Origin of the sequence: Zobellella maritima (assembly GCF_003075035.1) — a bacterium.
Lineage (GTDB): Bacteria > Pseudomonadota > Gammaproteobacteria > Enterobacterales > Aeromonadaceae > Oceanimonas > Oceanimonas maritima.
On record NZ_QCZE01000001.1, the window covers coordinates 1,171,807 to 1,186,091 of the forward strand.

The following is a 14,285-nucleotide window of genomic DNA, read 5'->3' on the forward strand; positions in this document are numbered from 1 at the left end:
CTCGCCATCAAGGTGGCGGCCCTTGGCCGCCACCTTTCGCAATGTCTAGTCAAGCGGGACTGTCAGTTGCTCTGTAATGGTGGTTTCAACCAGTGCCAGCTGCTGCTCGAACTGGCTGAGCTGGTCTGTGAGGGCGGCCTGCGGCCCCACCTTGCACTGAATCTCCAGCTCGGCACAACAGTCCGCCAAGCTCAGGGCGCCCACCGTACGGGATGCCGACTTCAGTTGGTGAGCTATCGCGCCCACCTGATGCATCTCCCCCTTGATATGGGCCGCACGCAAGGTTGTTGCCGACTGCCGAAGTGAGGCCAGAAAATCCGCCAACACGTCCTGTATTACCTGCTCATCATCACCGACCAAGGTCCTGAGTACAGACAAGTCCACCCCCCTCGATGGGGAGGTCGACGCCGACCTTAATATTGACGGCTCAAGCGGACTCGCAGTCAACCAGTGGTGCAGTATATCGCCCAACTTATCAAGCCGCACCGGCTTGCTCAGGCAATCATCTGCTTCGTACAGATCCCCTCCCCGCTCGCGGATCGTAAGTACATCGGCCGTCAGCACAATAATCGGCAGCCGTCGTCGCCCCTCTCCTTCTGCCTGCCGGATCGCACGGGTCAGCTGGAGACCGTCCATCTCCGGCATGTGCAGATCGGTCAGCAACAGATCACACTCCTGCTGCTGCCAATGCTGCAATGCCTCCCGACCGTTTGCCGCTATTTCTGCCCGATAGCCCAGCAACGCCAGCTGACGCAGCAGTACCTTCTGATTGGTGGGATCGTCTTCCGCCACCAGGATCCGCTGTCCACTGCCTCTGAGCCTCGCCTCCGTTGCCGCGGCCGCAACAGGCTCGTCCGAATGGTCGACCTGGGCCGGCTCTTGCCCAGCGTCGACAAGCGGCAGCAATATGGTAAAAGTCGCCCCCTCACCCGGGCGGCTGTCGAGGGTTATCTCTCCTCCCATCATGTCCACCAACCTGCGACAGATTGCCAACCCCAGACCCGAACCACCGAAACGACGGGTAGTCGAACTTTCGGCCTGCATAAAGGGCTGGAACAGCGCCTGGTGCAAGGTTGGGCTTATGCCGATGCCATTATCGATCACCCGCACTATCAGCCGCTGCTGTACCTGATCACGTTCCACTCGCACCTGGACCCGTCCGCAACGCCCATCCTGCCGGGCACTGAACTTGATGGCATTTCCCAGCAGGTTGTAGAGCAGCTGGCGCAGGCGGACAGGATCGCCCTCGATCTGCCGGGGTACATCCGGTTCTATATGGCAGGTCACATCGACTCCCTTGTCGATCGCCAACGGATACAAGGTGGAACAGACGCCTTCTACCAGGGGATGCAGGGCAAGCCGGGTCTGCTCCAGCTCCAGGCGACCTGCCTCGATTTTGGAAAAGTCGAGAATATCGTCGATCAGGCTGAGCAAAGACTGCGCCGAATCCCTGATGATACCAAGGGTATCCAGTTGCCTTGTGTTCGTGATCTGCCGCTCCAGGACTTCCAGCATGCCCAGTACCCCGTTCATGGGGGTGCGGATTTCATGACTCATGGTGGCCAGAAAGTTCGACTTGGCCTGGCTTGCGTGCACCGCCTCAAGGCGTGCCTTGTTCAGCTCCAGGGTACTCTCGGCAACCCTGCGCCGGATACGCATGTTCTGTTCCACAGAGACCAGGGTGAAAGAAACAACCAGCAGCAGGATCAGCATGGTGGCGACGATATACACCCTCATCATCAGCGACTGACCTGCCAGCAGGGGCGTCTCGGCCCAGCTCTCCAGCAAGAACCGGGCGTCGCCCAATGGCTCCGAAAGTAATTGCCACTCCGGTGGCCGTTCTCGTTGTAAGGGCAAACGTTCGTCCAGCAAAAGACTGGTGCGCCCCTGGCCATCAATCACCGTGAGTCGACTGCGCAGGCCGGCTTGTGCCCCTTTCCGGGCCAGGCTGCTGATCAGTCCCTCCATTCGGACAAAGCCCACGGCAAAGCCCCGCAGGGTAACATGTCGACTATCGACATAAACCTGCCCGACGGCACTCTCCTGGGGGTAGACGGGCACCAGCAACCGCCAGTCGCCTATCTGTTTGCTCTCGTATTTATGGCAAGCGCAGCCCTTTACCAGCACCGGCTGCATGCTGCCTGCAGCCCGATTCATCGCAGTACGGAGCACTGGTGCACTGGCCAGATCCAGGCCAATGGGCGGCAGCGCTGATGTCTTGCCATGAAAGCTCAGGGGAAAATAGCTGTCCCGCGCCGATACCGGGATAAAACCATCCTGCCCATCCGGCTCCACCAGCTGGAAGCCAGACAGACCCCGTCGTCGCATGTCGGCCACCAGCGCGTGCCGGCTATCGGCCGACACCCGGGGGACCCAGGCCAGGCCCTGGACCACACCGCCGGTCAGTATGCGTTGTGAAAAACGGCTGAACTGGTTCTGGGTGATTGTTCCGCTGCTCGAGACAAAGTCCGCGACCGAATCCACGGCTTGCAACTGGTGCAGCAAATGTCCTTCCAGATATTCCTGCAGCACTTCACCGGCGGTCTCGATATCATCACGGCGTTCGGCCTGCTCCACCCGCTGCAGCAAGGTAAAGCCCGCTATGGTCAAGATCATCAGCAGCAGGGGCAAAAACAACAGCTTGCGGGCCAGTAAACCGCGCTCCTGATAGAGGCCGAGCCAAAGGGGAAGCAACAATGTGGCAACCAGCAGTACACCGAAGGTATCGCCGGCCCACCAGGTCACCCAGCTCTCGACCATCAACTCGGTTTGCAATTCCCCAAACAGGGTCAGGCTGACCACCCCCATGGTCGCAGCCAGAGAACTGGCTACCGGGCCTGCCAGCAACAACGGCAGCAGAACCTGGCTTTCCTTCAGGTTGCCACGCTCGGGCGTGACCAGCGGCTGCAACCAGCGGGCCCCAAGCCAGGCACTCAGGGTCATGCCTATCGAGGGCAGCACACTTGAAAGAATGGAATCTAATGTCGCCGACTGCTCAATCAGCAGGGTTCTTTGATACAGGGAAAAACAGAAGGTCCCCAGCCAGACCGCCGGCCAGTAGTGGTTGCCCCAGGCCAGCAGGGCAAACACCGCCAGGCCGGCTGCGGGCCAGAGCAATGACGCCTGTAACGGCGGCGCCGCCAGCCATTGCCCAATCACGGCCAGTACAGCATAGCCAAGCACAATCATCGCCACCCTGACACAGGAGAAGGCATCGCCTTGCCAATATCGAACATGGCCAAGCCGAAATTTATTCTTTATGCGGTTCATCAGGGGGCCTGTGTCGACAGCTCGCTCGCAAGGCCGGCTTCAACCCGGCCCCGGCTGGCATCAAACTGCCGGATCAAGGCCGGCAGCGCCGTCACGGCACCCTCCCTACAGGCCTGATGCAATCGGGCACACAGTTCGGCCAGCGGCAAAGCCCCGACGGTACGGGAAGATGACTTCAGGCGATGGGCGATGGCTCCCAGCTGTTCTATATCTCCGCACTGATAGGCCGCCATGGCGGCTGGTGCCATTTGTTGCAGGGACAGCCGATACTCGGCCAGCAACTCAAGCATCGCCGCCTCATCCTGCCCCATCAATGCCTTCAATATCGAGGTATCCAGCACCGACTGGGTTTGCATGGGCATAGCCGACTCGGCAACCGGAGCCGTTGATGGCAACCATTGCTGCAACTTGGCCGCCAGCACCTCCAGCGTTACCGGTTTGGTCAGGTAATCATCCACCCCCTGTGGCTGTTCAAACCGGGAGCGAACACTCATCACGTCGGCGGTCAGCATTATGATGGGCAGATACAGTTCCTGCTGCTGTTCACGAATGGCGGTAACCAGCTGATAACCGTCCATTTCGGGCATATGCAGGTCGGTAAGCAGGAGCGAGAATTCTTCCTGCTGCCAGCGCCGCAATGCCTCCCGGCCGTTTTCGGCCAGCTCGCTCTGATACCCCAGCACCTCCAGCTGATGCCGGATCACTTTCCGGTTGACGGCATCATCTTCCGCCACCAGGATCCGCGCCGCTTTACTGGCTGCAACTGGAGCATCACGCATGTTACTTTGGCCGGCCGCAGATTCGGCAAGCGACGACACCTCGACCGGCATTTCCTCCGTCAACGGTAGTATTACCGTGAAACAGGCCCCGGCCCCGGGTGAGCTTGATATCCTGATCTCGCCAGCCATCATATCAACCAGTCGCCGACAGATGGCCAGCCCCAGCCCGGTGCCGCCAAAACGGCGAGTGGTCGAGCTTTCCAACTGCACAAAGGGCTCAAACAACTCCGACTGTTGTTCGGGTGCTATGCCGATACCATTGTCCGCGATCTGCAGCGACAGCCGGAACGGGGCCTCACTCAGCCGGTCGACCCGGAGACTGACCCGCCCGCGAAGTCCGGGACGTCCTGAGCTGAACTTGATGGCATTACCCAGCAGGTTGTAAATCAACTGCCGCAAACGGGTAGGATCCCCCCCGCATTCAGTGGGCACATCGTCGGCAATCATGCAGTCGATATCCACCTGCCTGGCGGACGCCACCACTTGCAAGGACTGACAGACCCCTTCGGTCAGGCTGCGCATATTCAGCGGGGCATGCTCCAGCTCCAGCCGGCCCGCTTCAATTTTAGAGAAATCGAGAATATCGTCGATCAGCCGCAGCAGCGTTTGTGCTGATTCCCAGATAACGGTTACCGTTTCCTTCCGCGCCCCGGGCTCATCCGCTTGTTGCAACAGCTCGGCCATGCCGAGGATACCGTTCATGGGGGTGCGGATTTCATGACTCATGGTCGCCAGAAACTCCGACTTGGCCTGGTTCGCCCGCTCCGCCTCGCGGCGGGCCGTTTCCAGCTCGCGGGTCCGCGCCACCACCAGCCGCCGGGTACGGATATTCTGGCCGGTCACATTGGTGGTGAAGGAGGTCGCCAGCAGCAGCAACAACACCACGCCCAGGATAAACAGCTTCATCATCGACGACTGTCCCGGCTGCCAGGGTAAAGACATCCAGCTTTCCAGCACGAACTGCGTATCCCCCAGCCATTCAGGACTCAGCTGCAGATCGGCTGCCAGCCCGGCATGGGGCGGCTGGCGTTGATCCAGCAGTAACTGCGGCTCGCCCCCGGCATTCATCAACGTCAACGTGCTGACCAGCTCTAATCGTTGAGATCTTTCCGCCATGCCCTGCACCAGCTCATCCATATGCAGCAGGCCCACCGCAAAGCCGATCAGGGCTTGTCGCCTTGCCTCGGGAGACTGCAATTCAGCCGCAAAGCCGGGCCTATACACAGGCACAAACAGCCGCCATGCATCTGTCCGCTGTTCACGCAATAGCCTTTTCAGCTGCTGCATGACCGGCCGGCCACTGCTTGCCGCCTGGTCCATAATCGCCCGGCAATCGGGGTCGGCTCCGAGATCATCCCCCATCAGGGGGACATATTTCGGGGCCGAAACGGCGAGCGCAAAGGGGAAATATTCGTCGCGGGCCCGGGCCGGTATAAAGCCCTCACCGCCATCCCGTTCCAGCACCCGGAAATCCGGCCAGCCACGCTGTTGCATCGAGGCTTCAAATGTACCCCGTTGGGCGCCCGCCACCCTGGGTACCCAGGCCAGTCCCTTCACCGCCCCGCTTTGCATCAGCCGTCGGGTAAAGTGGGTAAACTCACGCTGAGTCGGATGATTGTCACCGGCAAACAGGTCGGCCACTTCATATACCGCCTCTTGCTGGCGCAACAGGTAACTATCCAGGTACTCATGCAACACTTCACCGGACACCTTGGTGCGCTCTCTGCTCTCCGCTTGCTCCATGCGTCCCAGCAACATCAGGCCGATTACCGCCAACACGATGACCAGCAATGGCAAAAACATCATCTTGCGCACGGCAGCCGGGGTATCCCGATAGGCGCCGGACAACAGCGGCAGCAGGAAAGGGGCAATCATCAAAACCCCCAGGGTGTCGCCCGACCACCAGGCCAGCCAGTTCCCCAACAGCAGCTCGGCGGACACACCATTGAACAGGTACATGGACAACACGCCCACCGAGGCTGACAGGGTACAGGACACCGGGGCGGCCAGCACCAGCCGCAACAGTACCTCACCTTCCCGCTCGGCCAACCGGCGCTCGTCACTCAACGGCGCCAGCCATTTGGCCCCCAGCAAGGCACCGAGGGTCGCCGCCAGTGCAGTGACGGCGGTCACCAGCACCAGTGACAGACTCGGCTCATTGCCAGCCAGCAAGGTCTTATGGAACAGGTCAGAGCCGAAACCGCCCAGCCAGACCGCGGGCCAGTAGCGCCGGCCCCAGATCAGCAGGCCAAACAAGGCCAGGCCGGCCGCCGGCCAGACCGGTGCCACATATACAGGCGGCGTGGTGGCCAGCCACATGCCCAATTCTGCCAGGGCCGCATAACCGAACACGAGAATGCCGACCCGCAGGGCGATGTGAATGAGCGGAAGGAAACTTCCTGCCCGCTTGCACGGGCCAGAAGCCGCCGACTGCGGTTTATCTTGCATATGGGGAATTATTCCTGGGAGCAGACAAGCTGCTCAAGGCGCAGCTGCCACTGCTGCAGCCAGTCGGTCATGTGCCAGGCCGGCATGGGACGGCCAATAAAATATCCCTGGGCCAGCTGGCATCTGCCAGTCTTCCGCAGATATTTCCAGTCATCCGCATCCTCGACGCCTTCCGCCACTGTACTCATACCCAACTGCTCTGCCATATTCAGGGTGGAGTCAAAAATGGCCCTGCGGGTAGCGTCCCTGTGGGCCCCATGCACGAAGCTGCGGTCTATCTTGAGTTCGCTGAAGGGAATATCTCTCAGCTGTGCCAGGGAAGAATAACCGGTACCAAAGTCATCGATAGACAGGCCGATTCGCTTCAACCTCAGGCGTGTCACACTGTCGAGCGCCTTGAGCGGCTCGGCCATCAGCTGGCTTTCGGTCACCTCCAGGATTAGGTGGCTCAGCGGCATGCCGGTTTCCAACGCCAACTGGGTGACAAACTCGGGGAACAACAGTGAACTGATGTTGTTCATGGAGATATTGACGGCGATATTAAAGCTGAGGCCCTGCTCTCGCCACAGACGAGCGTCGTTCAGCGCCTGGCGCATCACGGCGCGGGTCAGCTCCTCTATCATCCCGTATTGTTCGGCTACCGGGATAAACCGATCGGGATAAATAAGTCCATGTCGGGGATGTTGCCAACGCACCAGGGCCTCTACCCCATCCACAGCCCCATTAGCCAGCACCACTTTCGGCTGGTAATGATTGGTCAGTTCGCCGGCGACAATGCCCCGGGCCAAGTCGGCCGGATCACACAGTTCCCCACTACCGGTTTGCTTATACTCGGATAGGGACGGCAGGCTCAGCTTCAGCACCTGATTGAGCTGCTGCAGGGATATCGGTTTCTTGACGGCATCCAGCACATTCAGGCCATGGGCCTTGGCCAGGGTATAGGCAGTCGACAGGATGCGTTCATCTTCGCCACTGAGCAGCAGCAACTTGCCCTGGTAACCGACGCGGGCCAGATGTCGGACACACTCTATGCCATCCATCTCCGGCATTTGCAGGTCGAGTATCACCAGGCCAACCCCCCCCTCGTCGTGCTCAAGCAGGCGAAGGGCCTGTTCGGCCGAGGAGCAAGTGATGGTTTCTCTACAACCGGCGATCGCCAGCTGGCGCGCCAACATCTTAAGGATAAAGGGGTCGTCATCGATGACCAGGGTTGTCATATCGCTCTCTGTCTCATGTATTCTTCTGTTGTTGTTTTTGATTGTTGCCCATTTTTATCATCAGGCTGGAAATACAGGCCTCAACCTCCCTCTGCTGCCGTTCAAACCGTGCGAGCAAGGGGGCCAGGTCATCCTGTGTCTGAGTCAGACACCTGGTTTCCAGCTCCGCGCATAGTTCTGCCAGGGCCATGGCACCGACTGCCTGGGAAGAAGACTTCAACCGGTGGGCAATGTCGGCAATGAGTGAGGTATCGTCATCCCGATAGGCGGCATAGAATGCGTGTGCCAGCTCCTTCAATCCGCCCTTATAGGCGATCAACAGTTCCCGCACCATCTCCGCATCGGTGCCAACCTGGGCATGCAGTACGGCAATATCCAGCACCGGCTCTGCCGGCACGGCGACGTCAGCCGCTTCCTGTACCGAGACCGGCAACGGTATCGTTAGCCACTTGTGCATCATTTTAGCCAACATATCAAGGCTGATCGGTTTGGACAGGTAATCATCAAGGCCTGACTCTGCAGGCTGATTATCCCGTAACCGATCGGCAGTCAGGGCCAGGATAGGCATGCGCTGCCCCTGCTCCTGCTCCTCTCGACGGATAGCCGCTGCCAGCTGGTAACCATCCATTTCCGGCATATGCAGATCGGTCAGCAGCAAGGCAAAGCCGCCATGGCGCCATAGCTGCAGCGCCAGGTAACCGTTTTCCGCCAGCACGGCGCGATAGCCCAGCAGGGACAGCTGATGCAATATGACTTTTCGGTTGGTCGGGTCATCTTCCGCCACCAGTATCACCGGCTCCCGGCCGGGTGCCTCTGACGCTGCTGATGTGGTCTGTGCCGACGCCGGTAATGGATCATCTGCCCCAGAGATATGACCAGGGGCCGCCATGGGCAACTCGGCTACGGATTCCGGTCCCCTTTGTATCGGCAGCACCACGGTAAAGGTGGCGCCATCACCGGGTACACTCTGTACGCTGATCTCGCCCTGCATCATACGAACCAACCGCCGACAGATGCTCAGACCCAGGCCCGTGCCGCCAAAACGACGGGTAATCGAGCCTTCGGCCTGAACAAAGGGGGTAAACACCCTGTCCTGCAGCTCGGGGGCAATACCGATACCGTTATCAATTACCGCCAGCCTCACACACAGCGGTTCCCGGCTGTCCAGCTCGATCCTGAGCTCGGCCCACCCCGGCTGTCCCGGGCGCCCTGCGCTGAACTTGATGGCGTTGCCCAACAGATTATAGAGGATCTGACGCAGGCGCACGGCATCCCCATAGATATGCACCGGCACATCCGGTGCTACAAACCAACTGACAGCAACCTGCTTCTCCTCGGACATGGGCGTCAACAGGGCGCAGACCTCCTGCACCAGCAGTTTGAGCGCCAGAGGCGCTTGCTCGAGTTCCAGCCGTCCCGCCTCGATTTTGGAGAAATCCAGGATATCGTCGATCAGACTCAGCAAGGCTCGGGCCGAATCCTTGATGATACCGATTAGTTCCCCATGCTGTACCTGGGTATTCTGCCGCTCCAACACTTCGACCATGCCCAGTACCCCGTTCATGGGGGTACGCATTTCATGACTCATGGTGGCAAGAAAGTCCGACTTGGCCCGGTTGGCCCGCTCGGCCTCGTGTTGGGCAAGCTGGAGTTCGAGGGTCCGCGCCTCAACCCGGCTTTCCAGCTCTTCGGCTTGTTGCGCAATCGACAATTCGGCAATCTTGCTGTCGCTAATGTCATCGTGGCTGACCACCACCCATACCTTGCCGGCCTCGGCCAGGCGGGTAATCCGGCAATGAAACCAGCGCTGCCGGTTCGGCCCATGACAGTCATATTCGAATCCAATATCCGTTCGCTGCCCGGCTATCACCTCACGAATAAGGCACGCGACATTGAATCCGCCTTCCAGCTCATAATCGCACTGGGCCAGGTAATTCTGCCCCTCACTTACCGCCGCCACAGTGCCGCCATTGGCTGCTGCAAACAGACGCCAGCTCCGATTGGTTTGCAGTATGATCCCCTGTTGGTCGAGCACGGCAATATGGGACGGCAAGGCGTCAAGCACCCCCCTGATAAAATGCTCGCTCTCTTGCAGTTGCTTGGTACGCTCGACCACTCGGCATTCAAGCTGCTGATTAATTTCGTGCAGCGCCTGCTCACTGCGGCGCAATGCCAACTCGCTTTGCCGGCGGGCACTGATGTCAACCGCCGAGGATATCAGCTTGACCACTTCGCCCTTATCATCCAACACCGGCACCAGGCTGAAGTCCATGGTCATAGGGGTGCCATCCACGGCCACGAGCTCGAGGTCATGACGCACCACCTCACCGGCCGCCGCCGTACGGATATCCTGGCGCAACCTGGCCTGCAATACCCCAGAATGCACAAACCAGGGCGTCTGCTCGAAACATCTCCTGAGTACCTGCTCCTTCCGCAAACCAAAATTTTCCAGTGCACTCCGGTTGACCTCAACCAGGATACCGTCCGGGGTCAATTCACCCACAAAAACCGGCATGCCATCGATGATGCCGCGCAACCGGGACTCCGACCGACCAACCTCAAGGGTACGCGCCGCGACCTGACGGCTGATACGCACATTCTGGCCTGCCGCCGCCAGCACATAGACCGACAGCAACAACAAGATGATGACGCTGCCGCACAGATAGACCTTCATGACCAGAGAGAGACCCGGCGACCAGGGCTGCAGATCCCAGGTGCTCAGCCGCACCGAGTTGCCGACCAGAGATCCCACATGACTGTCCAGAAGGGTATAGCCTTGCGCATCTTCAGGCACTTTGCCGTTCACAGGCAGATAATTGCCATCCGGGTGGGTAAGGCCTACCCCTATTCCTCTGGCCTCCGCCTTTTGCTGCAGCCGCTGGTAGATGTTATCCAGGTAGATAAGGCCCACGACAAAGCCTGTTAACGCGGCGCGGCGCTCGTCCCGGCTGGCCGTTGCGGGTACGAAGCCCGGTTGATAAACGGGGGAAAATAACCGGTAATCATCACTGCGTTCCGCATCCCGGCTGAATGAGGCCTGTCTGATTACAAGGACCGGCTGCCCCGAATCCCTGGCCTGATACAATGCTTGCAGGGTCGCAGCTTCCTCGCCCATATCAAGCCCCGGAGGCAGGGCCGAACTGTCGGTGTTCAGCTCCGAATACAGCAGGGGATAGTGATATCTGGCCGGCCCTGCCGTCACCAGCCGGCCCTGACCATTGGGTTTCTTGATAACGAAACCGGGAATGCCGGCAGCCCTTTCCATTCCGGCGCGTTCGGCCCCGGATACCCGAGGGGCCCAGCCCAGGCCTCCGATATCATAATTGGCCAGCAGCATGCGGGTGAAACGGGCAAACTCTTCCCGGCTCACCTCCTGGCTGGCATTAAACAGGCCACTCACCGTTTCCACCGCCCGGGCCTGCGCCAGCAGCCAGTTGCCAAACTCCACATTCAGCTGGGCACTGGCTCTGCTTTTATCTTGCTGATAAACCACCCGGTTGCTGTGGGCCAGCAGGTAGTAGCCGCCTATCATCAGCAGGTTGCTCACCAGCAGCGGAACAACAATCTGCCAGCGATGCTTTCGCCAGGCCCGCCGACTGGCCGGTAACAAGGCCACCGACAGGGGCAACACCAACAGCACCCCCAGGCTGTCGCCGGCCCACCAGTTGAACCAGCGGGGGAACAGGATCCCCGCTGGTTCGCCCCGCAGGGCATAAAACCCCACCGTGGCGAGGGTTGCCGAGACCAAACATGCCAGGGGGCCGGCCAGTACCAACAGGGCGAACAGGCCAGATGCCCGTTCAAAGCGGGCCCGGACATCAAAATAGCCCCGGATCAGCCGGAAGCCAAGCCAGGCCTGCAAGGTGGCCCCCGCCCCGACCACCATCGCCTGCCAGGCCAGTGCGGGAGACAGGTCGCCCCCTTGCGTGATATGCAGCATAAAAGAGCCGCAGGCCCCCAGCCAGATCCCCGGCCAGCTGCGCTGTCCCCACACCATGAGTCCGACCAGCCCCGCCCCCGCCGCCGGCCACAGGGGCAGCGAGAATGTCAATGAAAACATCATTGGACCGCTCAACCAGAGCGTCAGCTGGGCCAGGGAGAAATACATCAAAGCCTGTAACAGACTTCCTTTCAGTAAGCTGCATCCCTTGCAGTCGATACCAACAGCCGCCGCATCTGATGGTGCGGCGGTAGAAAAGGGATGACCCATGTTACAGAAAACTCCGGAAACGAAAGATGGGGGATGTCTGCTCAAATGATGCGCGCACAGGATAATCAATTATATGTCAGATTAAAACCAATCAATGGTCATGAATCCCATCTAACCGGGGCCGATTCAACATTTTCGCCAGGCGGGCCGCGGGTTGTGGTCGGCTGTACAGAAAACCCTGCCCGAGGTTGCAACCATGTTCGGCCAGGAACGCCTGCTGGGCCCGGTTCTCGATGCCTTCGGCGACCGTCTTCACCCCCAGCTTGTTGGCCAGGGCCAGCACCGCCAGCGCAATGGTGGCGCCACCGGACGATTCGGGGATGTCGGAGATGAAGGCACGGGAAATCTTCAGCGTATGAATAGGAAAGCGCTGAAGATAGGCCAGGCTGGAGTAGCCGGTGCCGAACTCGTCGATAGCCAGGCCGACACCCAGGGTACGCAGTGCCTGCAGGGTTGCCACTACCCTGTCGATATCCTCCATCAACAGGCTTTCGGTCAGCTCCAGCTCCAGGAAACAGGGGGCCAGTTCCAGCTGCTGGAGGACAGAGGAGACCTGTTCGACCAGCCCGGCCTGCCGGAACTGCTTCGCGGACAGGTTGACCGCCATGGTGATCGCCGGATAACCGGCCTGCTGCCACTTCCTGGCCTGGGCACAGGCGGTGCGCAATACCCATTCGCCGATGGGCACGATCAACCCTGTCTCCTCCGCCAGCGGGACAAAGTCAGCCGGGAGCAACAGCCCCCGGCTGGGATGCTGCCAGCGGATCAGGGCCTCAACACCGATAATACGGCCTGTGTTCAAATCGATCTTGGGTTGATAGTGCAGACACAACTCGTCCCGCTCGATTGCCCGGCGCAGATCGGCCTCGAGGCTCAGCCGCGTCAGGGCCTGTACATTCATTTCCGGTTCGAAGAAGCAATAATTATTGCGTCCCTCGGCCTTGACCCGGTACATGGCCGTATCGGCGTCACGCAGCAGGGTTTGGGCATCCTGGCTGTCTCGAGGATAGAGGCTGATACCAATGCTGGCACCGACGATCACCTCATGGTTGTCCAGCAACAAGGGAGCACGCAGGCTGTCGAGTACGCGCGCCACCACTATTGAGACTTCCCGTTCATCCTGTACGGCCAACACGATCACAAACTCGTCCCCGCCCCAGCGCGCCACCGTATCTTCTTCGCGCACAGAGGAAGCCAGACGAGTCGCCGCCGACTGTATCATCCGGTCTCCGGCTATATGCCCCAGGCTGTCGTTGACCCGCTTCAAACCATCCAGATCCACCATCAGCACCGCGACCATGGAGCCGCTGCGTTTTGCCCTGTTTAACGCCTGTTGCATTCGCTCAAGCAACAGGCTGCGATTCGGCAGCCCGGTCAGTGTGTCGTAGTTGGCCAGCAGGTACAGGCGTTCTTCATTTTTGAGGCGGGTGATGTCGGACAAGGTCCCCACATAATGCGTAACCAGGCCCCACGGATCCCTGATGGCATTGATGGTCAGCATCCCCGGATAGCACTCACCATTCTTGCGCCGGTTCCAGATCTCGCCCTGCCAGCGGTCATGGGTGTGCAAGGCGGCCCACATGGCATCATAGAAGCCCCGCTCGTGCTTGCCCGAGCCGAGCAGACTCGGCCTGCGACCTTCCGCTTCGGATGCCTGGTAACCGGTGATCTGACTGAAGGCGGCGTTAACCGCCAGGATATATCCTGTCGGGTCAGTGACCATGATGCCATCGCCGACACTATCGAACACCCTCGCCGCCAGCCGGAAACGTTCTTCGTCCCGGTGGCGTTCGGTAATATCCTGTATGACACCGTACATGCAAACGGATGCATCACCCTCGAAGAGGGTAAAGCCGCCTTCTTCGTAGATAAAGCGCACCTCGCCATTGGGTCGTACGATACGGTATTTCAGGTGGTAATCTTTACGCGCCTGCAGGGTCTGCTTGATATGGGCCTGGTATCTGAGGCGATCATCGGCATGAATGCATTTTAGAAAAGACGAATAGGACAAGGTCCCCTCGGGGACCGGCGATAATCCCAGGATACGGAAAGCCTCTTCCGAGCAGGTTACCTGCTTGGAGCCCGGCGCCAGATCCCAGATGCCGATATGCGCCACCTGTTGCGCCAGCTTCAAGCTGGCGAGAGTATGGGCGTTTTGTGGAGAGGCTTTCAATCCCATCAACTTGCTGTTGCTTTCATCCATGTCGCCCTGCTCATCGGAGGCATACCCTGCTGTATTTTTCCCAATCATCATTGAAATAAAGCCTTATCACGTATGTTCACCCGGCGTCTATGATGAACAATCCAGACGCTTAATTAATCGATAAAAAAATCGCTAGAGTGCATGACAGAGAGCCACAC

Annotated in this window: 5 protein-coding genes; all 5 read right to left on the minus strand. The window is 59.6% G+C overall.

The features are described 5' to 3' along the window. Nucleotides 1–45 precede the first annotated feature (45 nt). Nucleotides 46–3,270 (minus strand): ATP-binding protein, encoded by a 3,225-nt coding sequence (locus DCS96_RS05365; RefSeq protein WP_116473291.1) that lies wholly within the window; start codon nucleotides 3,268–3,270, stop codon nucleotides 46–48. Then, the gene (locus DCS96_RS05370) at nucleotides 3,270–6,497 is read right to left on the minus strand and encodes an ATP-binding protein (RefSeq protein ID WP_116473292.1); all 3,228 of its coding nucleotides are present in this window, start codon (nucleotides 6,495–6,497) and stop codon (nucleotides 3,270–3,272) included. The genes DCS96_RS05365 and DCS96_RS05370 overlap by 1 nt, the downstream gene beginning before the upstream one ends. Before the next feature lie 8 nt (nucleotides 6,498–6,505). After that, on the minus strand, nucleotides 6,506–7,714 hold the full coding sequence (locus DCS96_RS05375; protein ID WP_116473293.1) for an EAL domain-containing response regulator: 1,209 nt from the start codon (nucleotides 7,712–7,714) through the stop codon (nucleotides 6,506–6,508). 13 nt (nucleotides 7,715–7,727) lie between these two features. Further along, complete coding sequence (locus DCS96_RS05380; protein ID WP_116473294.1) at nucleotides 7,728–11,924, minus strand: ATP-binding protein; 4,197 nt, start codon at nucleotides 11,922–11,924, stop codon at nucleotides 7,728–7,730. Between the two features lie 91 nt (nucleotides 11,925–12,015). Beyond that, nucleotides 12,016–14,178: a putative bifunctional diguanylate cyclase/phosphodiesterase gene (locus DCS96_RS05385; RefSeq protein WP_116473295.1), complete on the minus strand. Its 2,163-nt coding sequence runs from the start codon at nucleotides 14,176–14,178 to the stop codon at nucleotides 12,016–12,018. Nucleotides 14,179–14,285 lie beyond the last annotated feature (107 nt).

Bases quoted from the DNA above. Each gene is read 5' to 3' on its own strand.
- DCS96_RS05365 (WP_116473291.1), bottom strand. From the start codon at position 3,270: ATGAACCGCATAAAGAATAAATTTCGGCTTGGCCATGTTCGATATTGG.
- DCS96_RS05370 (WP_116473292.1), bottom strand. From the start codon at position 6,497: ATGCAAGATAAACCGCAGTCGGCGGCTTCTGGCCCGTGCAAGCGGGCA.
- DCS96_RS05375 (WP_116473293.1), bottom strand. From the start codon at position 7,714: ATGACAACCCTGGTCATCGATGACGACCCCTTTATCCTTAAGATGTTG.
- DCS96_RS05380 (WP_116473294.1), bottom strand. From the start codon at position 11,924: ATGGGTCATCCCTTTTCTACCGCCGCACCATCAGATGCGGCGGCTGTT.
- DCS96_RS05385 (WP_116473295.1), bottom strand. From the start codon at position 14,178: ATGATGATTGGGAAAAATACAGCAGGGTATGCCTCCGATGAGCAGGGC.